At 66.6% G+C, this 22783-nt stretch carries 23 protein-coding genes; 11 read left to right on the forward strand and 12 right to left on the reverse strand.

Annotation, left to right across the window (positions count from 1 at the left end; translation table 11 throughout):
- Nucleotides 1-3: 3 nt before the first annotated feature.
- From P1X14_RS05620 to P1X14_RS05630, 3 genes are read left to right on the forward strand one after another with little or no spacing between them, the layout of a single operon-like run.
- Nucleotides 4-900, forward strand: coding sequence for a dienelactone hydrolase (locus tag P1X14_RS05620; protein WP_277314338.1), 897 nt, complete (start codon nucleotides 4-6; stop codon nucleotides 898-900).
- Nucleotides 901-940: 40 nt separating this feature from the next.
- Nucleotides 941-3085, forward strand: coding sequence for a PAS domain S-box protein (locus P1X14_RS05625; RefSeq protein ID WP_277314339.1), 2145 nt, complete (start codon nucleotides 941-943; stop codon nucleotides 3083-3085).
- Nucleotides 3082-3435, forward strand: coding sequence for a response regulator (locus P1X14_RS05630; RefSeq protein WP_277314340.1), 354 nt, complete (start codon nucleotides 3082-3084; stop codon nucleotides 3433-3435). The genes P1X14_RS05625 and P1X14_RS05630 overlap by 4 nt, the downstream gene beginning before the upstream one ends.
- Here the strand turns inward: P1X14_RS05630 and glmS are convergent, their stop codons facing one another.
- Both glmS and glmU read right to left on the reverse strand, forming a co-directional pair.
- Nucleotides 3436-5259, reverse strand: a complete 1824-nt coding sequence (glmS, locus tag P1X14_RS05635) for a glutamine--fructose-6-phosphate transaminase (isomerizing) (RefSeq protein WP_277314341.1) — start codon at nucleotides 5257-5259, stop codon at nucleotides 3436-3438.
- Complete coding sequence (glmU, locus tag P1X14_RS05640) at nucleotides 5259-6611, reverse strand: bifunctional UDP-N-acetylglucosamine diphosphorylase/glucosamine-1-phosphate N-acetyltransferase GlmU (RefSeq protein ID WP_277314342.1); 1353 nt, start codon at nucleotides 6609-6611, stop codon at nucleotides 5259-5261. The genes glmS and glmU overlap by 1 nt, the downstream gene beginning before the upstream one ends.
- Before the next feature lie 198 nt (nucleotides 6612-6809).
- Between glmU and P1X14_RS05645 the strand changes: the two genes are divergently transcribed.
- Together P1X14_RS05645 and P1X14_RS05650 are read left to right on the forward strand one after the other, a co-directional pair.
- Nucleotides 6810-7199: a hypothetical protein gene (locus P1X14_RS05645; protein ID WP_277314343.1), complete on the forward strand. Its 390-nt coding sequence runs from the start codon at nucleotides 6810-6812 to the stop codon at nucleotides 7197-7199.
- Nucleotides 7200-7247: 48 nt separating this feature from the next.
- On the forward strand, nucleotides 7248-7925 hold the full coding sequence (locus P1X14_RS05650; protein WP_277314344.1) for an HAD-IA family hydrolase: 678 nt from the start codon (nucleotides 7248-7250) through the stop codon (nucleotides 7923-7925).
- Between the two features lie 30 nt (nucleotides 7926-7955).
- On the opposite strand, the gene P1X14_RS05655 is transcribed toward P1X14_RS05650, so the two are convergent.
- From P1X14_RS05655 to P1X14_RS05670, 4 genes are all read right to left on the reverse strand, one after another.
- Nucleotides 7956-8324, reverse strand: a complete 369-nt coding sequence (locus P1X14_RS05655) for a VOC family protein (RefSeq protein ID WP_277314345.1) — start codon at nucleotides 8322-8324, stop codon at nucleotides 7956-7958.
- Nucleotides 8325-8409: 85 nt separating this feature from the next.
- Nucleotides 8410-9432, reverse strand: a complete 1023-nt coding sequence (locus tag P1X14_RS05660) for a nucleotidyltransferase family protein (RefSeq protein ID WP_277314346.1) — start codon at nucleotides 9430-9432, stop codon at nucleotides 8410-8412.
- Nucleotides 9429-10289, reverse strand: a complete 861-nt coding sequence (locus P1X14_RS05665; RefSeq protein WP_277314347.1) for an HprK-related kinase A — start codon at nucleotides 10287-10289, stop codon at nucleotides 9429-9431. The genes P1X14_RS05660 and P1X14_RS05665 overlap by 4 nt, the downstream gene beginning before the upstream one ends.
- A complete protein-coding gene (locus tag P1X14_RS05670) occupies nucleotides 10286-10555 on the reverse strand; it encodes an HPr-rel-A system PqqD family peptide chaperone (protein ID WP_277314349.1) in 270 nt (89 codons plus the stop codon). Before P1X14_RS05670 ends, P1X14_RS05665 begins: the two co-directional genes overlap by 4 nt.
- A 290-nt stretch (nucleotides 10556-10845) precedes the next feature.
- Here P1X14_RS05670 and acnA point away from each other — a divergent pair, with 290 nt between their 5' ends.
- The 3 genes from acnA (at nucleotide 10846) to P1X14_RS05685 (ending at nucleotide 14483) form a co-directional block, all read left to right on the forward strand.
- Complete coding sequence (gene acnA, locus P1X14_RS05675) at nucleotides 10846-13515, forward strand: aconitate hydratase AcnA (RefSeq protein ID WP_277314350.1); 2670 nt, start codon at nucleotides 10846-10848, stop codon at nucleotides 13513-13515.
- Between the two features lie 6 nt (nucleotides 13516-13521).
- Entirely contained in the window at nucleotides 13522-14064 is a 543-nt protein-coding gene (locus P1X14_RS05680; protein WP_277314351.1) for a hypothetical protein, read from the forward strand.
- A gap of 71 nt (nucleotides 14065-14135) precedes the next feature.
- Nucleotides 14136-14483: a surface-adhesin E family protein gene (locus P1X14_RS05685; RefSeq protein ID WP_277314352.1), complete on the forward strand. Its 348-nt coding sequence runs from the start codon at nucleotides 14136-14138 to the stop codon at nucleotides 14481-14483.
- Between the two features lie 3 nt (nucleotides 14484-14486).
- Here the strand turns inward: P1X14_RS05685 and mtnP are convergent, their stop codons facing one another.
- Entirely contained in the window at nucleotides 14487-15353 is an 867-nt protein-coding gene (gene mtnP / locus P1X14_RS05690; RefSeq protein ID WP_277314353.1) for an S-methyl-5'-thioadenosine phosphorylase, read from the reverse strand.
- Nucleotides 15354-15434: 81 nt separating this feature from the next.
- The gene (locus P1X14_RS05695; RefSeq protein ID WP_277314354.1) at nucleotides 15435-15824 is read right to left on the reverse strand and encodes a hypothetical protein; all 390 of its coding nucleotides are present in this window, start codon (nucleotides 15822-15824) and stop codon (nucleotides 15435-15437) included.
- A gap of 163 nt (nucleotides 15825-15987) precedes the next feature.
- On the opposite strand from P1X14_RS05695, the gene P1X14_RS05700 reads away from it, so the two are divergent.
- Nucleotides 15988-16497 (forward strand): rhodanese-like domain-containing protein, encoded by a 510-nt coding sequence (locus P1X14_RS05700; RefSeq protein WP_277314355.1) that lies wholly within the window; start codon nucleotides 15988-15990, stop codon nucleotides 16495-16497.
- A gap of 189 nt (nucleotides 16498-16686) precedes the next feature.
- Here the strand turns inward: P1X14_RS05700 and P1X14_RS05705 are convergent, their stop codons facing one another.
- From P1X14_RS05705 to P1X14_RS05715, 3 genes are read right to left on the reverse strand one after another with little or no spacing between them, the layout of a single operon-like run.
- Nucleotides 16687-17301, reverse strand: a complete 615-nt coding sequence (locus P1X14_RS05705; RefSeq protein WP_277314356.1) for an Isoquinoline 1-oxidoreductase subunit — start codon at nucleotides 17299-17301, stop codon at nucleotides 16687-16689.
- Nucleotides 17298-19439: a molybdopterin cofactor-binding domain-containing protein gene (locus P1X14_RS05710; protein ID WP_277314357.1), complete on the reverse strand. Its 2142-nt coding sequence runs from the start codon at nucleotides 19437-19439 to the stop codon at nucleotides 17298-17300. The genes P1X14_RS05705 and P1X14_RS05710 overlap by 4 nt, the downstream gene beginning before the upstream one ends.
- A gap of 4 nt (nucleotides 19440-19443) precedes the next feature.
- Nucleotides 19444-19905 carry a (2Fe-2S)-binding protein gene (locus tag P1X14_RS05715; RefSeq protein ID WP_277314358.1) on the reverse strand — a complete coding sequence of 154 codons (462 nt, stop codon included), beginning with the start codon at nucleotides 19903-19905 and terminating at the stop codon, nucleotides 19444-19446.
- 167 nt (nucleotides 19906-20072) lie between these two features.
- Here P1X14_RS05715 and epsC point away from each other — a divergent pair, with 167 nt between their 5' ends.
- Together epsC and P1X14_RS05725 are read left to right on the forward strand one after the other, a co-directional pair.
- A complete protein-coding gene (gene epsC / locus P1X14_RS05720; protein ID WP_277314359.1) occupies nucleotides 20073-21035 on the forward strand; it encodes a serine O-acetyltransferase EpsC in 963 nt (320 codons plus the stop codon).
- The gene (locus tag P1X14_RS05725) at nucleotides 21032-21829 is read left to right on the forward strand and encodes a gamma-glutamyl-gamma-aminobutyrate hydrolase family protein (protein WP_277314360.1); all 798 of its coding nucleotides are present in this window, start codon (nucleotides 21032-21034) and stop codon (nucleotides 21827-21829) included. The genes epsC and P1X14_RS05725 overlap by 4 nt, the downstream gene beginning before the upstream one ends.
- Nucleotides 21830-21839: 10 nt before the next feature.
- Here the strand turns inward: P1X14_RS05725 and P1X14_RS05730 are convergent, their stop codons facing one another.
- Nucleotides 21840-22781, reverse strand: a complete 942-nt coding sequence (locus tag P1X14_RS05730; protein WP_277314361.1) for a homocysteine S-methyltransferase family protein — start codon at nucleotides 22779-22781, stop codon at nucleotides 21840-21842.
- Nucleotides 22782-22783 lie beyond the last annotated feature (2 nt).

Consider the following 22783-nt stretch of genomic DNA (forward strand, 5'->3'; position numbering starts at 1 on the left):
CCGATGTTTCTCCCGCTGCTGCTCGCCATATCCGCGCCCGCGGCGCCGACAGTCTGCGAGGCCGTCTGGCATGACAGCCAGCGCAACCGCGACATCCCCGTCCGCATCCGCATGCCCGGCGGCAATCAGCCCAAGGCGCCGGTGATCCTGTTCAGCCACGGCCTTGGCGGATCGATCGAGGCGGGCAAGGCATGGGGCATCGCCTGGGCCGAGGCCGGCTTCATGGTGATCCATATCCAGCACCCCGGTAGCGACGGCCCCGCGGTGCGCGCCAACGGCCCACAGGCGGCGATGGCGCCGCAACAGCTGATCGCGCGCGCAGGCGATGTCCGCTTCGTGATCGACGAGATCGGCAAACATCCCAAGGCCGGCGCCTGCGATCTGGCCAAGGCCGACACCGCGCATATCGGCATGTCCGGCCACAGCTTCGGCGCGCATACGACACAGGCGGTGGCGGGCCAGCGCTTCGCGCGCGGCTCCACCGTCGCCGATACCCGTATCGCCTCGGCCATCGCTTTCAGCCCCGCCCCGCCGATGCGCGGGCCGGGCACCGACGAGGATGCGTTCGGCGCGATCACCATCCCCTTCTTCTCGATCACCGGCAGCGAGGACGAAGTGCCGATCACCCCGGTCAAGGCCGCCGATCGCCAGCGCCCCTATCGCGCGATGCCCGCGGGTGGGAAATATCTGCTGGTGTTCGAGGGCGCGAACCATGCCGCGTTCGGCGGGCAGGATTTCAGCAGCCACGGCTCGGCGCCGGACGGCCATGTCCGCCCGATCCTGATCCGGCTGACCACCCTGTTCTGGCGCTGGACGCTGATGCAGGACGACCGGGCAAAAGCCGTACTGGACCAGGGCGATTCCGCGCTCGGCCCGAAGGACAAGTTCGAGCGCCACTAGGGCGTTGATTCACCGCGATAAAGGGCTAGGTTCGCCGCGAATGGAGTCCCCCTCGCCCCCGATCGAGACGCTGCCGACAGGCGAGGATGAGTTCCGCCTGATCGCCGATAGCGCGCCCGTGGCGGTGTGGGTCACCCGGCTCAATCGCCAGCGCAGCTTCGTCAACCGCGCCTATGTCGAGTTTCTGGGCGTGCCCTATGACGAGGCCTTGGTGTTCGACTGGCGCCAGATCATCCATCCCGGCGACGCGATGCGGCTGTTGCAGGAATCGATCGCGGGCGAGGCCAGCCTGCAGACCTTCGCGCTGGAAGGCCGCTATCGCCGCCATGACGGCGCGTGGCGCTGGCTCAACTCCACCTCGTCCCCGCGCTGGGATGCCGAGGGGCGGCATATCGGCTTTATCGGCGTCGCCCACGACATCACCGAAGCCAAGGAAGCCGAACTCGCCCTGCGCGACCGCGAGGCGCAGCTTTCGGCCTATATCAGCCAGTCGACCGCGGGCTTCGCGCAGGTCGATCTGGAGGGCTGCTTCACGCTGATCAACGACCGTTTCTGCGAGATCGCCGGGTGGAGCCGCGACGAACTGATGGGGCAGACGATGCTGTCGATCACTCATCCCGACGATCTGAAGCGCAATGTCGGCCTGTTCGAACGCGCGGTCGCAGTGGGCGAACCCTATACCCATGAGAAGCGCTATATCCGCAAGGATGGCGGGATCGTGTGGGTCAACAATTCGGTCTCGGTGATCCGCCGCCCCGATGGCGAGCCGTTCGGCGTGCTCGCGGTGACGCTCGATGTGACGCAGCGACGCGAGGACGAGGCGGCGCTGCGCAAGGGCGAAGAGACGCTGCGCCTCGCCATCGAGGGCGCCGGGATGGCGACCTGGGAGCTGGACCTGCCGACGATGGAAGGCGCCTGGTCGCCCAATCGCTTCGACCTGCTCGGCCTGCCCCGCACGCCCGATATGCGCGGCACGGTCGAGGACTGGCTGGGCCGCGTGGTCGCCGAGGATCGCGACGTCGCTCGCGCGGCATTCCAGCGCTGCATCGACAAGGGAGAATCCTACCGGATCGAATATCGTATCCGCCGCGCCGACAATGGCGAGGAACGCTGGCTGCAAAGCCATGGCAGCCGGGTGATCTATGGTGACGAGCGCGCCACCCGCTTCGTCGGCGTCTCGTTCGACGTGACCGAACGCAAGCATGCCGAAGAGGAATTGCGCGAGAGCGAGATCCGCTATCGCACCATGTTCGAACAGGCCAACGACTTCATCATCACTTTGTCGCTCGATCAGACCATCACCTCGGTGAACCCCGCGGTGCTGGCGACATTGGGCTATGCCGAGGACGAGGTGATCGGCCGCTCGATCGCCGATTTCATGGATCCCGATCAGGTCGAACTCAGCCTTGCCGCGCTCAATCGCAAGCTGAGCGAAGGCGGCACCACCCGCCTGACGATCAAGGTCCGCGCGAAGGACGGGCGCGAGCTGATCTGGGAAACCAATTCGCGGCTGAGCACCGACGATCAGGGCCGCCCGGTCTCACTGCAGGCGATCGGCCGCGACATGACCGAGGCCAAGCGTGCCGAGGCGCACCAGAAGCTGCTGATCGACGAGCTGAACCACCGGGTGAAGAACACGCTCGCCATCGTTCAGGGCATCGCCCAGCAGACCTTCAAAAGCGGCACCGATCCGGTCGCGGCGCGGCATGCATTCGAGGGGCGGCTGGCCGCGCTGTCCGAAGCGCATAATTTGCTGACCCGCGAATATTGGGGGCCGGTTTCGATGATGCGGATCATCGAAGCGGTCGCCGCCCCGCATGGCGGCGACAATGGCCGGTTCGATCTCGACGGGCCGGACATCGCCATCGCGCCCAAGACCGCGATCAGTCTGGCGTTGGCGATCCACGAGCTTGCGACCAATGCGGTGAAGCATGGCGCGTTGTCGCAGCCCGAAGGCCGCGTCGCGATCCGCTGGGACCGTTCGGGTGGCGCCAAACAGCGCCTCAAGCTGGTCTGGACCGAAAGCGGCGGCCCCCCGGTGGTGGCGCCCACACGCCGCGGCTTCGGCACCCGGATGATCGAACGCGGTCTCGCCGCCGAGCTGGGCGGCACGGTGAAGATCGATTTCGCCGCGTCGGGCCTGGTCTGCACCGTCGACGCGCCCCTGCCCGAGGTCACGGCATGACCCGCTTCGAAGGGCTTCGCGTCCTCGTCGTCGAGGACGAGCCGGTGGTCGCGATGTGCCTCGAGGATATTCTCGAGGGGCTGGGCTGCATCACCATCGGCCCGGCCAGCCGCCTATCCGAAGGCCTCGCGCTGGCGGAAGCCGGTGGCCTCGACGCTGCGATCCTCGACATCAACCTTGGCGGCGAACGCAGCACCGGCATCGCCGAGGCGCTGAACGGCCAAGGCATCCCCTTCGCCTTCGCCAGCGGCTATGGCGCCGCGCCGGACGGGTTCGAGGACCGGCCGTTGATCGAGAAGCCCTATCGCGAGGCGGCGATCCTTTCCGCCCTGGCCCGGCTGCTCCCCTGACTATTCGACCGTAACCGACTTCGCCAAATTGCGCGGCTGGTCCACGTCCGTGCCCTTGGCCACCGCGACATGGTACGCCAGCAGCTGCACCGGCACCGCATAGACCAAAGGCGCGATCAGCGGGTGGACGCTGGGCATCTCGATCACCGCTTCGGCATCGTCGCCCGCCGCGGCCAGCCCTTCCTTGTCGGAGATCAGCACCACGCGCGCGCCGCGGGCCTTGGCTTCCTGCATGTTCGACACGGTCTTGTCGAACAGCGGGCCGGAGGGCGCCAGCACGATCAGCGGCACGGAGTCGTCGATCAGCGCGATCGGGCCATGCTTCATCTCGCCCGAGGCATAGCCTTCGGCATGGATATAGCTGATTTCCTTGAGCTTCAGCGCGCCTTCCAGCGCCAGCGGATAATCCGGACCGCGGCCGAGATAGAGCACGTCGCGCGCCTCGGCGATCCTGGGCGCCATCGCCGCGATCTGCTCGTCGCGGGCCAGCGCGGCGTTGATGCAGGCCGGCGCTTCGATCAAATGGCGGACGATCTGCCGCTCCTCGCTCGGCGGCATCAGCCCCTTGGCGCGGGCGAGGTTGACCGCCAGCGCGGCCATCACCGCCAGCTGACAGGTGAAGGCCTTGGTCGAGGCCACGCCGATCTCCGGCCCAGCATGGGTGGAGAGCAGCAGGTCGACTTCGCGCGCCATCGAGCTGGTCGGCACATTGATGATGCCCGCGGTGGTGACGCCGTTCGCCTTCATGTGGCGCAGCGCCGCCAGCGTGTCCGCCGTCTCGCCCGACTGGCTGACGACCACGCCCAGCGTGTGCGGCAGCAGGACAGGATCGCGATAGCGGAACTCGGACGCCACATCGACTTCCACCGGCACGCGCGCGAACCGCTCGATCCAGTATTTGCCGATCATGCCGACATAGGACGCCGTGCCGCAGGCGACGATCGCGACGCGCTCGATCCGGCTCAGGTCGAAATCCATGTTGGGCATGGCGACCATCTGCTCGACCGGGCGGATATACGACTGCAGCGTCTGCGCCACGACCACCGGCTGCTCGTAGATTTCCTTGAGCATGAAATGGGCGTGGTTGCCCTTGTCGATCGCTTCGGCGGTGGCGCCCGACTGGACGATAGGCCGGGTGACGGGATTATTGTCGCGGTCGAAGATCTCGATCTTCTCGCGGGTCAGCACCGCCCAGTCGCCTTCGTCGAGATAGGCGATGCGCTGGGTCAGCGTGGCGAGCGCGTGCGCGTCCGATCCGAGGTAATTCTCGCCATCGCCATAGCCCACGGTCAGCGGCGCGCCGAGGCGGGCGGCGATCAGCAGGTCGGGCTGGTTGCGGAACAGGAAGGCGATGGCGAACGCGCCGTGCAGCTTGGGCAGGACATTGGCCACCGCATCGCGCGGCGCCTTGCCCGCCTTCAGCTCGCGATCGACCAGATGGGCGACGACTTCAGTGTCGGTCTGGCTCTTGAACTCCCGGCCCTCGGCGATCAGCTCGTCGCGCAGCGGCTTGAAATTCTCGATGATGCCGTTGTGGACGATGGTGACGTCGCCCACGATGTGCGGGTGGGCATTGTCCTCGGTCGGCGCGCCATGCGTCGCCCAGCGCGTATGGGCGATGCCGATCAGGCCGGGCAGCGGGCTTTCGGCAAGGCGGTTGCCCAGATTGGCCAGCTTGCCCTCGGCACGCCGCCTGTCGATCTCGCCGCCATGCAGCGTGGCAATGCCGGCCGAGTCATAGCCGCGATATTCGAGCCGCTTGAGGCCATCGAACAGCCGCTGCGCGACGTCGCTGGTGCCCAGGATTCCGACAATTCCGCACATTATTTCGCTGCTTTCTTGGCTTGCATGATCTCGCGGAATTTCCGCGCCCAGCCCGGCTTCACTTCCTGTTTCGCGCGGGTGATCCCCAACGCGTTCGCCTCGACATCGCGGGTCACCACCGATCCAGCCGCGACGATCGCGCCGTCGCCGATCTTCACCGGCGCCACCAGCGCGCTGTTCGATCCGACGAATGCGCCGTGACCGATCTCGGTGCCGTATTTGAGGAAGCCGTCATAATTGCAGGTGATCGTGCCTGCGCCGATATTGGCGCCCGCGCCGACCTTCGCATCGCCCAGATAGGTCAGGTGGTTGGCCTTCGCGCCCGGCCCCAGCACCGCCTTCTTGGTCTCGACGAAATTGCCGACCTTCGATCCCTGCTCCAGCACCGTGCCGGGCCGCAGCCGGGCATAGGGCCCGACCTGCGCGCCGCTTAGGATCCGTGCGCCCTCGATATGGCAGAAGCCATGGATGGTGACGCGATCCGCGACCTCGACACCGGCGCCGAAGAACACGTTCGGCTCGATCACAACATCGCGGCCGATCTTCGTGTCATAGGCGAACCACACCGTTTCCGGCGCAATCAGGCTGGCGCCATCGGCCATCGCCTGTACCCGCCGGGCGCGCTGCCACACCAGCTCGGCGCCGGCCAGTTCGGCGCGGCTATTGATGCCCATCACCTCGGCTTCGCTGGCCTCGATCACGACCGATCGGTCGCCATCCTTCATCGCCAGCATCACCACGTCGGGCAGATAATATTCGCCCGCGGCATTGTTGTTCTCGACCCGCTCGAGCAGCGCCCACAGGTCCGCCGCGCGCGCCGCGAGCACGCCCGAATTGCACAGCTTCTCGGCCCGCTGGCGCTCGTTCGCGTCCTTGTATTCGACCATCGCCAGCACGCGCCCGTCGCCCTCGGCGATGATCCGGCCATAGGCGGCGGCGTCTTCGGGCCGGAAGCCCAGCACCGCGACGCGCGGCTTGTCCTCGGCCTCCAGCCGCTCGACCAGCCGGGTGATCGTTCCGGTCGTGAGAAACGGCACGTCCCCGAAGCAGACCACCGCCACGCCATCGAACCCGGCCAGCGCGTCCTTCGCCTGAAGCGTGGCATGCGCGGTGCCGAGCTGATCCTCCTGCACCGCGATCTTGGCGCCCAACGGCGTCACCGCCGCCTCGACCTGTTCGCGCAGCGATCCCACGACCACCACGCGCTCGGTCACGCCCGCGGCGTCGAGGCTGTCGATCAGATGGAGCAGCATCGCGCGGCCTGCGATCGGATGCAGTACCTTGTGCAGGTCTGACTTCATCCGCGTGCCCTTGCCCGCAGCGAGGATGATCGCGGCAATCGGTGCTGTCATTTGCCCTCCACTGCCCTCAGCCCCTGCCACGAACATGTTGCCAATTCCATAGCGCCACCGGCTTCCGGCGCGCGGATGGCAAATTTTCCGTTCGGCATCGCCGGTTTCGGCCCGCTCTGCACCGAAACCTCACATCGCGCCCATCCGGGCTGCAAGCCGCACGGGTAGAGCAGCTAGGGTAAGCAAGGGAGATGCGACATGACCAAGGTACGCTGGAATTATCGCGCGGGCGCGGCATTGGCAGCGGTCACCGCGCTGCTGATCTGCTGGATGAACCTGGCCGTGGGCATTGCCGGGGCGGAGGACAATCCGGTCAATCTCAGTTTCTTCGGGCTGGCCGCGGTCGCCGCGGTAGGGTCCTTCGCCGCCGAGTTCCGCGCGAAGGGCATGGCGCGCACCATGTACTGCACCGCCGCGATCCAGCTAATGCTGGGCCTGATCGTCGCCACCGGCCCGGTCGCGCTGGACGAACCTGCGGGGCCGACCGGCCTGTTCGCGCTCAACGCGGTCTTCGCGCTGTCGTGGATCGTCTCCGGCGCCTTGCTCGCCCAGGCGGCGCGGTGGGACGACATGGCTATCGCCTATTGAGCGCTTCCCCTTGCCAACGCCCCGGCCCGGCTGGCAATCGGGCCGGCGATGGCAGACTTCCCTTTCGATATCGTCGGCTTCGACCTGGACGGCACGCTGTTCGACACCAGCGCCGATCTGGCCGCGGCGACCAATCACGCGTTGGCGCTGGCCGGGCGCCCGTTGCTCGATCTGGCGGCAGTGAAGACGATGATCGGCCGCGGCGCCAAGGCGATGCTGGAAATGAGCCTCGAAGCCTCGGGCGGCTATGACCAGCCGCTGATGGATCGCGTCTATCCCGAGCTGCTGGCCTATTACGAAGCCAATCTGTCGGGCGGTACAATCCCCTTTCCCGGCATGCTCGACGCGCTGGACGCGCTGGATGCGCGCGGCGTGAAGATCGCGATCGTCACCAACAAGTTCGAACGCTTTGCGACGAAACTGATCGAGGAACTGGGGCTAAGCCACAGATTCGCGGCGCTGATCGGCGGCGACACGATGGGCCGCGGCAATGCCAAGCCCTCCGCCTTGCCGATCCACGAGATGATCCGGCGCTGCGGCGGCGGCACCGCGGCGTTCGTCGGCGATTCGATCTACGACACGCTGGCCGCGAAGAATGCCGGCATCCCCAGCATCGCGGTCAGCTTCGGCTTCCTGATGCAGCCGGTCGAGGAACTGAACGCCGACGCGGTGATCGACGGGTATGACGAATTGATCCCGACGCTGGAGCGGTTGGGGGCCCGCTAATCCTCCCCCGCCAGGGAGGATTGCGACGGTTCAATCCGCCCGGTTCTTCAACTGATGCAGCAGGATCGCATTGCCTTCGCTGTCGCCGATCACGCGCATCCGGCACACCGGACTGTGGATCAGGTCGCTGTGGAAGGTCACGCCCTTGCCCTCTAGTTCGGTGCACAGCGCGTCGAGATCCTCGACCTCGAACGCGATCGTGCCGCCCGAATTGGCCGAGGGCGTATCGCCGGTCACGGTGGTGATCGCGAAACAGCCGCCGCCCGGCATGTCATATTCCACCCATGGCACGCTTTCCGGCGCACTGCTCTGGGTGAAGCCCAGCACGCCTTCGTAAAAGGTGCGGGCGCGGGCCATGTCGGTGACCGGGTACATGGTGAAGGCGACCTTGCGGAACATGCGGCTATCCTCTCCTGAAGCGCCGCTAGTCTAGCAGATCGGCGGGACCGGGCCAAGGAAATGTTCTCATTATGTTCCAATGGGTTCAACCGACCGGGCGATAGCCCTTGCGATATTTGGTCCACAGATGCCGCGCCAGCATTGCGGGCGGCATGCGGATCGCGTGGCTGCGGACATAGAAGCCAAGTCGGGTGAGCTTGCGCGTCTGCCGCCCCCAGCCATCGCGGGCGAGCAGGCGACGGGCATAAAGCGGATCGAGGCTGTCCCACACCCGCCAGCTCTCCGGGATTTCGGTGCCGTAATGATGGTTCGCCTGCCGTCCTGCCCGAGCCACAGCCGATGACAGCCCATGATGCGCGGCGCGAGCCTCCAGCCCGCTCGTCCCGAACTCCTCGATCAGGCAATGGATATCCCACAGGTTGCGCAGCCCGCCAGCCAGATCGCCATCGGCGAACAGATGCGCCGCGGCGTGGCACAGCATGTCGTTGGGGTTGAGGATGCGCAGGTCCCCGGGCGCATTACCGGCGCCGAGCGCCACGCTGTCCGCCAGCATTCCCTCGGCATCGGGCCTGATCTTCGCGGTCAGCGGCAGGATCGTATGGTGCACGTCGATCATCCGGTCGCGCTCGCGGTGGATCAGCGGGGGCAGCTCGTGCATCCATTGCCGGTAATAGGCGTCGTCATAGGGATCGGGCTTCACCCATTCCCAGCCCGCCGCGAGGATCGCCGCTTCGGCTTCCTCGATCCGGTCGCGCGGCACGAGAATGTCGAGATCGCCGATCTGCCGTCCCGGCGAGGGCGACAGGCCCGCCGCGGCAAAGGCTGTACCCTTCAGCAACACCACCGGGATACCCGTCGGCGCCAGCGCCCGCCGCGCCATCTCGGCTTCCCACAAGGCGACGATCCGGCCCTGTTCGTGCGACGCGCGGGCATCCGACAACACCCGCCGCGCGGCTTCCGGCATGGGCAGTCCGTCGAGCCGGTGCGCCAGCGTGCCGATCAGCTGCTCGGCGCGAGCGATGGCGAGCAGCGCGGTCCAGCCTTTGCTGTCGAGCGTCCCGGTCGACTGAGGGTCGCGCAGGGCCCGGGTGAGGATCGCACCGTTCACAGTTCACCCCACAGCCGATCGACCTGCGCGATGGCGGTGTCGGTATCGGGATAGTCGATCGCGTGCGCCGGGACCTCGCGCACCAGCCGGGTCAGCGCATCGAAGCCGCGCTCGGCCAGCTGGGTATAGTTGGTCGAGGCTTGCGTGAGGCGCACGAAGGTCTCGCTCGGCATCATCATCCGGTCGGCGGCTTCGAAGCCGAAGCGCGGGAAGATCATCAGCGCGGGCTTCGCCGGCTCGCGCATCGCGGCGATGGCGCGGGCATCGGGCACCAGATGGCGCAGCGTCCCCTTGGGCGTTCCCGTCATCACTGCGCCGAAGCGCGCACCGGGCAGCGCATCCGCCACCACCGGCAGCGCCTCATTCTTCAGGCTCACCAGCCGGGGAAAGCCGTGGACCAGCCCGGTGGCCGGATCGACCAGCGCGAATTCGTCGCCCATCAGCCGCCATCCGCGCGCCATCAGCAGCGCGGCCAGCGTCGATTTGCCGGCGCCGGAAATGCCGCTCATCAGCAGCGCCCGCCCGTCGCGCTCGGCGGCGGAGGCGTGGAGCAGCAGATAGCGGCGCTGGCCCAGCGCCATCTGCAGGTTCATCCCCATCTCGGCCGCGAGCAGCCCCATCGACAGCGGCAGCGGCGCCGCATCGGGGATCACGAAATCGCCGCCGATATGCACCGATGGCCGGAACACCCGGCGCCACGGCCGCGCGGCGAACAGATGGACGTTGAAATCGGGGATGCCATCGTCGGGCTTCGGATAATCGCGATAGAGGTGCTCGATCTCGGCGATCGGCGCGCGCCAGTCGCATCCGATGCGGAACCCCACCGGCCCGATCCGCAGGCTGGTCGAATGCCTCATGCGCGCTCCACGAGTCCCGCCGCGACCAGTTCGTCCAGCCGCACCGCCAGCGTCAGCGGATCGGCATCGGCCAGGTCATATTGTTCGGAGAGCCGCGCCAGCAGCGCGTCCACGCTCATCGCTTCGCTGCCCAACGTCTCCAGAATCTCCGGTACCGGCGCGTCGACCACATGGGTGATGCATGAGGACCGGTGATAGATCAGCGTCAGCGCGTCGAGCGGAACGATGCGCAGCGTAGCCGGATCGGCGGCGCGGTAGACGGTCATCGGCCAGCCCCTTTCGTCATCGCCGCGCCCTGACATGGAAAGCGTAAAAATATGATCCACGGATCATGCGGTTACGCCCTGTCCTTGGCGGTGATGCCAAGGCTTGCCCCATGCGTCCAATCAAACCGGTCACCCCTCCCCTTCCCCCCACCCCCATCTGGCGCTAAGGCGCACGCGACTCTTCGCAATCGCAGCACCGGCAGGCTGCGCCCGCATGGCTCCCCTCAGGGTTCCACGCATTCCCCGAGCGCCCCGCCGGCCGCAAACACAGGGAAAGGGACCCGCCCACAATGACCGCGATCGGCAACGACACCCTCGGCATCCGCGACACGCTCGACGTGAACGGCAAGTCGTACGACTTCTACTCGCTGCCCAAGGCCGCGAAGAAGCTGGGCGATATCAGCCGCCTGCCCTTCTCGATGAAGGTGCTGCTCGAGAATATGCTCCGCTTCGAGGATGGCGTTACCGTCACGCGCGAAGACGCGCAGGCGATCGTCGACTGGCAGAAGGATGCCCGTTCGAACCGCGAGATCCAGTATCGCCCGGCCCGCGTGCTGATGCAGGATTTCACCGGCGTGCCCTGCGTGGTCGATCTGGCCGCGATGCGCGATGCGATCACCGGCCTTGGCGGCGACGCGGGCAAGATCAATCCGCAGGTTCCCGTCCACCTCGTCATCGATCACTCGGTGATGGTCGACGAATTCGGCTCGCCCAAGGCGTTCGAACAGAATGTGGAACTGGAATATGACCGCAATCTGGAGCGTTATGAGTTCCTGAAATGGGGTTCGAAGGCGCTCGACAATTTCCAGGTCGTTCCTCCCGGCACCGGCATCTGCCATCAGGTGAACCTGGAATATATCGGCCGCGCAGTCTGGTCGTCCAAGGCGACCGACGGCGCCGAGATCGCCTATCCCGACACGCTGGTCGGCACCGACAGCCACACCACCATGGTCAACGGCCTGGGCATCCTCGGCTGGGGCGTGGGCGGCATCGAAGCTGAAGCCGCGATGCTCGGCCAGCCGGTGTCGATGCTGATCCCCGAAGTCGTCGGCTTCAAGCTGACCGGCAAGCTCAGCGAAGGCATCACCGCCACCGATCTGGTGCTGACCGTCACCCAGATGCTGCGCGCCAAGGGCGTGGTCGGCCGCTTCGTCGAATTCTATGGCCCGGGTCTGTCGGCGATGACGCTGGCGGATCGCGCGACCATCGCCAACATGGCGCCCGAATATGGCGCGACCTGCGGCTTCTTCCCGATCGACGACCGCAGCCTCGACTATCTCCGCCTCACCGGCCGTCCGGACGAGGAAATCGCGCTGGTCGAGGCCTATTGCCGCGCCAACGGCTTCTGGCGTGAGGAAGATGCGGCCGATCCGATCTTCACCGACACGCTCGAGCTCGACATGTCGAGCGTCTGCGCCAGCCTCGCCGGTCCGAAGCGCCCGCAGGACCGCGTCAGCCTCGACGCCGTGGACGAAGTGTTCAACGGCGATCTGACCAAGGTCTATCACAAGGACGGCCCGGCCCGCGTCGCGGTCGAGGGCGCGGACCATGACATCGGCGACGGCGACGTCGTCATCGCCGCGATCACCTCGTGCACCAACACCTCGAACCCCTCGGTGCTGGTCGCCGCCGGCCTCGTCGCCCGCAAGGCGCGTGCGCTGGGCCTGACCCGCAAGCCCTGGGTGAAGACTTCGCTGGCGCCGGGATCGCAGGTCGTGACCGACTATCTCGACAAGGCGGGTCTCTCCGAAGACCTCAACGCGGTCGGCTTCAACCTGGTCGGCTATGGCTGCACCACCTGCATCGGCAATTCGGGTCCGCTGGCGGAGCCGATCTCGGCTGCGATCAACGGCAACGACATCGTCGCCGCCTCGGTCCTGTCGGGCAACCGCAACTTCGAAGGCCGCGTCTCGCCGGACGTGCGCGCCAACTTCCTCGCCTCGCCGCCGCTGGTCGTCGCCTATGCGCTCAAGGGCACGGTGACCGAGGACATGCACGAAACCCCGATCGGCGAAGGCACCGATGGCCCGGTGTTCCTCAAGGACATCTGGCCGACCAATGACGAGATCGCCTCGGTCATGGCCGCCAATATCGACGACGGCATGTTCCGCGCCCGCTACGGCAACGTCTATCAGGGCGACAAGCACTGGTCGGGCATCGTGGTCGAGGGTTCGGACACCTATAACTGGCCGCCCGCATCGACCTATATCCACAACCCGCCCTATTTCGCGGGCATGACGATGACCCCGGCACCGGTGAACGACATCCTCGATGCCAAGCTGCTTGCGGTGCTCGGCGATTCGATCACCACCGATCACATCTCGCCCGCGGGTTCGATCAAGGCGGACAGCCCGGCCGGTACCTTCCTGCAGGAGCGTCAGGTCTCGAAGAAGGACTTCAACAGCTACGGCGCACGCCGCGGCAACGACGAAGTCATGGTGCGCGGCACCTTTGCCAATATCCGCATCAAGAACGAGATGGTCCCGGGCATCGAAGGCGGCATGACCAAGTATCACGATCAGGTGATGCCGATCTATGATGCCGCCATGCGCCACAAGGCCGACGGCACCCCGCTGGTGATCGTCGCGGGCAAGGAATATGGCACCGGCTCGTCGCGCGACTGGGCGGCGAAGGGCACCAACCTGCTCGGCGTCCGCGCCGTCATCACCGAAAGCTTCGAGCGTATCCACCGCTCGAACCTGGTCGGCATGGGCGTGCTGCCGCTGCAGTTCGCCGATGGCGTGACCCGCGAGACGCTGAAGCTGAACGGCACCGAGAGCTTCACCATCACCGGCGTCGCCGGTCTGCGTCCGCGTCAGGACGTCGAGGTGACCCTCACCCGCGCCGACGGCAAGCAGGAAACCTTCCTCACCCGCTGCCGGATCGATACCGTCAACGAGCTGGAATATTTCCTCAACGGCGGCATCCTTCAGTACGTGCTGCGCAAGCTGGCGGCCTGATCGCCGATGGCCTCGAAGCCGTTCGAGGCCGGGGTGCGGAAGATCTTCGCACCCCGGCTCGCCGAACTGGGCTTCGCGCGCCATGGCGTCCGTTATTTCCGGCCCTGTCCACCATGGGGTGTGCAGGGCCTTTTGCTGCAACAGGACAAGTGGAACGGCACCGGCTTCTGCCGCTTTTCCATCATCGCGGCCCGCTCGCTGATGCCCGGTAGCGATCCGGCCAGGCTGATCGCACGCGCCAAGGCCGACGAGCATTTCTTCGATACCGTCCCCGGCCTCATCCGTGGCGGCGTCTGGCTCGGCGAAGTGACCGAAGTCCGCCGGGACTTTCAGTATAATTATCCGCCCGACGATGCCGCCGGCATCGAAGCCGCATTGCGCGAGGCGCTGGCGGATATCGAACGATACGGCCTGTTCTGGCTGCGCTGGGGCTTCCGGCGCCGTGGCGTCCGCCACGACACCGCTCGCCGCGACGCCAGCGAAGCCCAGCAACAGGCCTATTTCGACGAAATGCGCGCGCGGTATCCCGAACCGTCGGAACCCGCCTGAGCCGCACATCCCGTTGCGGCAGTCGCACGCGGGTCCTAGGCTGGCCGCAATCGACCCGAAGGGACCGCGCCATGATCCATTTCCTCCCGCTTCTCGCTCTCCTCACCGGCGCGGCCCCGCCGGCCGAGAATTGGGTGAAGGTCGCCGATGAGAATGGCGCGGTGCTCTATGTCGACACGAACAGCATCAAGACCGATGGCGATACGCGCAGCTTCCGCCTGAAGATGACGCAGCCCAATGGCGGCATCGGCCTTGCCGACACGGTTGCCGACTGCAAGGCGCAGACGCTCGAGCCGCGCCGCACCGAGCAGCATCTGGACGGCAAGCTGGTCAATGCCCGGGACTACAAGCCCGGCGAGGCCAGCATCAAGCCGGAGGACTCGATCGGCAAGGCGCTGTTGAAGGCGGTCTGCGGCTGAGCCTCAGCCCAACGCCCGCCCCGCCACCGCGTCCAGCTTCGCCAGCAGTTCCGGATCGCGCGCATCGGGAGCCGTGATCAACGCCATGTCGAGGCAGGTGTCGATCGGCGATGCCGGGCGTTCCTCGGGCAGGTTCCGGAGCAGGTCCATCACCATCACGCGTGCCTTTTCCGCGTTCGCACCGAGCTGGGCGATCACCTGCGCCACGTCCACCGCTTCCTCGCCTTCGCGCCAGCAGTCATAGTCGGTGACCATGCCGACCAGCGCATAGGGCAGTTCGGCTTCGCGGGCGAGCTTCGCCTCGGGCATGCCGGTCATGCCGATGATGTGACAGCCCCAGCTGCGATAGAGATGGCTTTCGGCGCGGGTCGAGAATTGGGGACCCTCCATCGCCAGATAAGTGCCGCCATGATCGACCTGCGCACCCGCGCGGATCGCCGAGTCGCGGGCCAGCGCGGACAGGCGCGGACAGACCGGATCGGCCATCGAGACATGGGCGACCATGCCGGTGCCGAAGAAGCTGGACGGGCGGCCCTTGGTCCGGTCGATGAACTGGTCGGCGATGGTGAAGCTGCCCGGCGGGCGATCCTCGACCAGGCTGCCGACCGACGACACCGCCAGCACATCGGTGACGCCCAGCCGCTTGAGCACATCGATATTGGCGCGGGCATTCAGCTCCGAAGGGCTGATACGATGCCCGCGGCCATGGCGCGGCAGGAACACCACTTTCGCGTGGCCGACACGGCCGGTGAAGCAGGCGTCCGACGGCGCGCCCCAGGGGCTGGCGACCGACACCCATTCGCCATCCTCGATCCCGCCAACGTCATAGAGGCCCGAACCGCCGATGATTCCGATCGTCCAACCGCCCATCCTGTCCTCCATGCAAGCAAAAGGCCCGCGCCTTTCGACGCGGGCCTATAGCTGTCTGCCGGCGAAGCGCCAGCGCTGCGATCAGCTGAATGCGGCGTAAAGCGTCGGCTTGCCCGACTGGCTCTTGCCCGGCTGCATGTACAGCTCGGCATAGCCCAGTTCGGCATTGGCGACCGAGAAGGTGCCGTCCGAAGGCGCGGCGCGGTCCAGCTCGAACACGGCCGAGAACTGGCCACGTCCGAAAGCGCCCGGCTGGCGGCCGCCCTTGTGGACCGCGACCAGCTTCATCGACGCGGTACCGTCGAGCACGAACTGCTTGCCGATATGCGCCTGCCACTCGTCATGGCCCTTCAGTGCGATCGGCGTACCGGCCATCGCCGACACCATCGACGAGGCCCCCGGCAGCGCGGCGGCCGCAACGGCACCGGCCGCGAAAAACTGACGGCGCGACGGAGCGAAACCCTCGGACATGGAAATTCTCCCTCTGTTGCCGGACGAACCCCTACCGGCCTTTCCACCATGCTGAACCCTGTCGCGGCCCGCGTCAATAAACTCCATTACGTCTTTGATAAGCATTCAGCTTCCGTGCAGCCGGCGGCGGGCAACCTTCACGAATCGGGAGGTAAAATCGTCCATGAAAATCGCTCTGCTGATCGCGTCGTCCGCGCTGATCGCCGCCGCTCTGCCCGCTCAGGCCCAGACCCGGATCGCCTATAACAATCCGCAGGTCGATTATCCCGGATTCGAACGGCTTACGTCCGAAACCCGGACGCTGCGCCGCGACCGGCTGATCGATTTCGCCAGCTTCCGCGCCCGCGCCGCACAGGGCGCGCTGATCCTCGACGCCCGTTCGCGCGACGCGTTCGCCCGCGGTCACCTGAAAGGCGCGGTCAACCTGCCCTTCACCGATTTCACCGCGGAAAGCCTGGCCGAAGTGATCGGGCCGAACCGCAACCGGCCGATCCTGATCTATTGCAACAACAATTTCTCGAATCACCGCAACCCGGTGCCGCTCAAATCGGCGCCGGTGGCGCTCAATATCCAGACCTTCATCAACCTGGTCGGCTATGGCTATCGCAACGTCTGGGAATTGAACGACGTGCTGGATTTCGACGATCCGGCGGTGGGCTGGGTGAAGGGTTGAGGGCGCTCGATATGATAGCGGATAAGCACTCCACCAATCCTCCCCCGGAGGGGGAGGTGGCAGCCGCAGGCTGACGGAGGGGTATTATCCGCGAGCGATGTCGCCGGTTGAGACTACCCCTCCACCGCTTCGCGGTCCCCCTCCCCCTCCGGGGGAGGATTTTTCACGGCAAGATTGAACGTCGATGCCCTACGACTTCGGGCAAAGCGCTCCGTTCGCGATCCACGCGCGGGTCAGCGCCCCGAACTCGGCCTGCGTGCCCGGCACCGGCGTGCGGCCCGGACCTGGGTTCCAGCCCCAGCCGACCAGCCCGTCATGCGCATTATGCTCGGCGATCTGGGCCAACGTCTTGCCGCCGTTGCGGGTGCGATCCTTGAGCTGCTGGCAGATCGCGCCCAGCGACGCGCCCTCCCAGGCCATCGATTTCGGCGCCAGATGCCAGTCGGGATGCCCCGGAATGCTGCCCTTGCCGTTGGAGAAGGCCACGTTGGTCGGGCCGTGGCAGGTCGAGCATTCCAGCCCCGGCGCGCCATGACCGTCCGGCCCGCGCGTCACCGGCGTGACGTGCGGCACGGACTGGTCGCCCGAATTGGGCCGGTCGGTCCGCGGATGGCAGTTCACGCAGCGCGGATGCTGCAGCACCTTGCCCATTTCCTCGAACAGCGCGACCGAACGCGCGCCCTTGTCCGCGATCGAATCGAAGGCCGAGACCGGCTTCAGTCCCGGCGCCTGTTGTGCGGAGGCCGCAATGGCCAGCGGCAGCGCGAGAAGCGACGCGCCCAGCGCGATGACGCCGCGGTTCATGCCTTGCCTCCTATCGTGAAGGGCAGTCTTCGCACCGCCTTGCCGGTCAGCTTGCGCCACGCATTCGCCACCGCAGGCGCGGTCGGGGGAAGCCCCGGTTCGCCCACGCCGGTCGGGTCCTTGTCGGAAACGATGATCGCGGTTTCGACGTCCGGCATTTCGCCGATGCGCAGCGAGCGATAGCTGTCGAAATTGCCCTGCTGCACTTCCCCGCCCGGCCCCAGCACGACTTCGGCATAGAGCGCATGGCCAAGGCCGTATCCGATGCAGCTTTCCATCTGCGCGCGGATCACATTGGGGTTCACGGCGATGCCGCAATCGATCGCGCACCACACCTTGTGCACCTTGGGCAGCCCGTCAGGCCCTTTCGAGACTTCGGCGATCTGCGCGCAATAGGAGCCGAAGCTCTTCCACGCCGCCACGCCGCGCGCGCGGCCCGCGGGAACCTTCTTCCCCCAGCCCGCAATCTCGGCGACCTTGGCGACCACCGCCTTCATCCGATCGTCCGCGATCAGCGCGAGGCGGCCGGCGACGGCATCCTTGCCGCTCATCTCGAGCAGCTGGTCGAGGAAGGTCTCCACCGCATAGGCGGTGTGGGTGTTGCCGACCGACCGCCACCACAGGGTCGGCACGCCGCCCGGCATGATGTGCTGGCCGACATATTGGTTCGGGAATTTATAGCTGTCGGCGATGCCCTCGGTCAGCGAATCGTCGATGCCGTCCTTGATCCCCATCGGCTCCATCGGCGTGCCCTGGAAGAAGCTCTGCGACGCGACCACCTGGTCCCACGCCACGATGCTGCCCTTCGCATCCAGTCCGCCGCGCACCGTGTGCACCGTCAGCGGACGATAGCGCCCGCCGCGAATGTCGTTCTCGCGGGTCCAGACATGTTTGACCGCACCCTTGCCCCACGCCTTGAACACCGTGGCGGCTTCGACCGCGAACTCCATGAACGGCGTCGCGCGCCGCCCGAAGCTGCCACCGGCGAACTGCTCGTGCAGATGCGCCTTGTTCATCGGCACGCCGAGCGTCTGGCAGATCGCACCCAGCTCGCCGACCTGAAACTGGCTGCCCATCCACACATGGAGCTGGTCGCCCTGCATCTCGATCACCGCGTCCAGCGGCTCCATCGGCGCATGGGCGAGGAACGGGAACTGGTACACCGCCTCCAGCCGGAGGGTCGCGGCCTTGAACGCCGCTTTGGCATCGCCGGTCTTCTCGACCTGCTTGCCCGGTTCCTCGCTCTTTTCGGCGAACGTGGCGTACAGATCGTCGCTCGATCGTTTCTCGGCCTTGGACAGGTCCCAGCTCACGTCGAGCAGCGAGGCGCCCTTGCGCGCCGCATAGCCGTTGACGCCATAGACCACGACGCCCTGCGGGATCGTCTTCACCCCCAGCACGCCCGGCACCGCCAGCGCGGCGGCGTCCTTCACGTCCTTCACCGTCCCGCCGAATGCGGGCGGATGGACGATGGCGCTGTGCACCATGTCCGGCCGCTGGATATCCATGGTGAAGATCGCAGTGCCGTCGGTCTTGGCGACGCTGTCGACCTTCGGCGTATCTTTGCCGATCAGCACGAACTGGTCGGCAGTCTTCAGCACCGGCTTTTCGGGCGGCTTCAGCATGGCGGCATCAGACGCCAGATCGCCGAAGCTCGCTTTCTTCGTGCCATGGCTGACGACGCCCTTTGCGACCTTCACCTCGGCAGCGGGCACGCTCCAGCGCTTGGCCGCGGCCTCGACCAGCATCGCCTTGGCCGAAGCGCCCGCGCTACGCATCTGCATCCAGCTGTTGGCGATCGCGGAGGAACCGCCGGTACCCATCGTCCCGAAGAACAAATTCTTGTAGAGCGGGTCGTTGGCGGGGGCCATTTCGACGCGGATCTGGCCCCAGTCGGCATCCATCTCCTCGGCCACCAAAGTGGCGAGGCCGGTCGCGGGACCCTGACCGAACTCGACATGCTTGATGATCACGGTGACCAGATTGTCGGGCGAGACGCGCACGAACGCGTTCGGCGCGAACGGCGCGGCGGCCTGTGCCGGGGCAGCCTTCGCGGCCTTGCCCATCGGCAGCGCCATGCCGAGCACGAGTCCGGTGGAAGCGATGAAGCCGCGGCGGGTTGGCGTGATGGCGTTCATGGGATCAGGCCTCCACGCTCTTGGCGGCGTCGCGGATCGCCTGCTTGATGCGGACATAGGTGGCGCAGCGGCAGATATTGCCGGCCATCGCATTGTCGATATCACTGTCGCTCGGCCGCTTCTTGGCCTTGAGCAGCCCGATCGCCGACATCACCTGCCCCGACTGGCAGAAGCCGCATTGCGGCACGTCGATCGCCACCCAAGCCTTGTGGATCGCCTCGGCTTCCTTGCCTTCGACGCCCTCGATGGTGGTGACCTTCTTGCCCGCCACGGTGCTGACCGGCGTGATGCAGGATCGCCGGTTCTTGCCGTCCAGATGCACGGTGCATGCGCCGCACTGGGCGACGCCGCAGCCATATTTGGTGCCGGTCAGGTGAAGATGGTCGCGCAGCACATAGAGCAAGGGCGTCTCGGGATCGCCGTCAAAGCTCGCAGGCTTGCCGTTCAGCGTGAATGTCGTGGCCATGGGGGTCCCTTCCGTTGGCACAGCGTAACCAACGTGTAACGAGCGGATCGGTTCTGGCGAAGGGGATTTTTTGCCCGCCGCCGCCGCCCGCGCAGCTAAGCTGGCTTTGCGCTCGCCACATCTTTTCTACACTTCAATTCCTATTAAAATGATGGATTATATGCCGCATGACGCAGACGGCACATAGCCCCCACAAGCTGGATGCCGAGATCGCCGATGCGGTCTCCGGCCTCAACATCGCCCGCTCGAACTGGCGCCAGCGTCAGGCGGGGCGCCATCTCGTCACCAGCTTCCCCTCCCCGGCCGAGCTGGCCAAAGCCATCGAACATCTGTCCGCCGCCCTCTATCCGGTGCGCCTCGGCGGTTTCCGCGGCGGCGAAGCGCGCGAGGATGATTTCGTCGCCGAACAGCTTGGCCGCGGCCTCGCCATCCTGCAGGTCCAGATCGCCAACGAGCTCGATTACTGGCAGGCGGAATGCCGTGACCCGTTCGATCCCGATCAGGCCGACACCATCGTCCGCCATTTCGCCGCCCAGTTGCCCGAGATCCGCACCCTGATCGACAGCGACGTCGCCGCCGCATTCGTCGGCGATCCCGCAGCGCGCAGCATCGACGAAATCCTGATCAGCTATCCCGGCGCGCTCGCGGTGCTGCATCACCGCCTGGCCCATCCGCTGCACACGCTGGGCGCGGCCATCGTCGCGCGGATCGTATCCGAACTCGCCAATGCGCGCACCGGCGTCGATATCCATCCCGGCGCCACCATCGGCCCCAGCTTCTTCATCGATCACGGCACCGGCGTGGTGATCGGCGAGACCGCCATCGTTGGCGCCAATGTCCGGCTCTACCAGCATGTCACGCTCGGCGCGCGCAGCCCGCTGGGCCTCAGCCGCATCACCCCGCGCGACCGCTTCGCCCGCCATCCGATCGTCGAGGACGATGTGGTGATCTATGCCGGCGCGACGATCCTCGGCCCGGTCACCATCGGGCGGGGCAGCATCATCGGCGGCAATGTGTGGCTGCTCGAGGATGTCGCCCCCGGCAGCGTCCTCGTCCAGCCCGAGGCGGTCCGGCTCGACCCGGACGGCGCCGCCAGCCTCTCCGCCCGCCTGACCGGGGCCGCGGCATGACCGCCCCCTTCTTCCGCCGCCGCCCCAGCATCCCGTCAAAGCCGGTGATCGGCGTGCTATGCTGCAACGAGACGCTCGACCGCCCGATCCAGTCGGTCGCCAGCCGCTTCATCGATCCGCTCAGCCGTATCTCGGGCGCGACCGTCCTGCTGGTCCCCGCGCTGCCCGAGGTGCTGGACATGCTGGCGCTGGTCGAGCGGCTCGACGGCCTGCTGCTCACCGGATCGCGCTCGAACGTCTCGCCCGCGCGCTATGGCGGCAAGTTCCTGGCCGAAGACCCGCTGGACGAGCGCCGCGACGCCGTCGCTCTGCTGCTCGCCGAGCGGATGATCGAGGCCGGCCGTTCGGTATTCGGCATCTGCCGCGGCTTGCAGGAACTCAACGTCCTGTTCGGCGGCACGCTGGCCCGCGACCTGCCCGGCGGCGCCCATCACCGCGACGATGCCAGCCTGCCCTTCGAGGCTCTGTTCGAGCACCAGCACGAAGTGACGCTGGCCGAGGCAGGCGAACTCGCCACCGCTTCCGGCATCCGCCAGGTGACCGTCAACTCGGTCCACCGCCAGGGGATCGACCGGCTGGGCAGCGGCCTGACCATCGAAGCCGTGGCCGATGACGACGGCCTGATCGAAGCCTTTTCCGCCTCGCCCTGCGGCGGTCAGGTGCTGGCGGTGCAATGGCATCCGGAGTGGAACGGCAGCACGAGCGCAGTGGATCGCGGCTTCTTCCGCCTGATCGGGCAGGCGTTACGGGGGCGTGTCGAGGCGGAGATCGTGCCGCTGGCTCGCGGGCACTGAGCGCCGCCGCCTATCCCGCCATCTCACGCACGTTCCGCGCAATCTGGTCGAGATGCGTCGCCCGGGTGCCGCAACAGCCGCCGAACATATCCATATGCGGATAGCGCCGCGCGAGCGCGCCGATGCGCTGACCCAGATCGACCGGATCGCCCTCCTCGAGGTGACCGATGGTGCACAGCTCGATCTTGTCCTTCGCGCTGGCATTGGGCCGCAGGCTGCGCACCCGCGCGATCCAGTCGCCCGGCTCCAGCGCCGGTTCGAACTCGATCGGATGCGAGCAGTTGATGCCGTAGAAATCGGGCCGGGCATCGCCCGCCTGCGCGTCGACCGCTTCGATCGCTTCCTTCAGGCTGGGGCCGGATTTCAGCCGGTGATCGCCATCCAGCATGAACGATATGCCCAGCGGCAAGCCCGTTCGCGCCGCCGCCCGCGCCACACCCAGCGCCTCGGGAATATTGTTGAACGTCGCCGCCCACACGAAATCCACGCCCGCACGCTTGTGCACTTCCAGCTGGAAGCTGTGATACTCCTCCGCTTCGTCCGCGGTGATCGTGCGATTGAGCGAATAGGCGTCGCCGCGCGGCCCCACCTGCCCGCCGATCAGGATATCGGAAATCTGCCCCCGATACGGTGCCGCAACGTCACGCAGAAAGCCGATGCCGCGCGCGACCGCGTCCGCCAGTCCCTCGCGCGAATAACCTAGCTTGTCGCCCCAATCCGGGCTGCCGCGATAGTCGAGGCCCGACAGCATCGGCACGAAGCCATGCTCCGCCGCGACATCCAGCACCCGGCTGTACATCGCCTTCAGGTCCGCCATGGCCGCGGGATTGTCGAGCAGCGGGTACATGGCGAACTCGGGCAGATCATGCCCGTGCCGATACTGGATCTCGGTCTCCTGCCCGCCCTCGGTAAGATAGAAGACGCCGGGCTGTTGCGGTGCGAATCCTGCCATCG

Source organism: Sphingomonas sp. AOB5, from assembly GCF_029433115.1.
Classification (GTDB): Bacteria; Pseudomonadota; Alphaproteobacteria; order Sphingomonadales; family Sphingomonadaceae; genus Sphingomonas.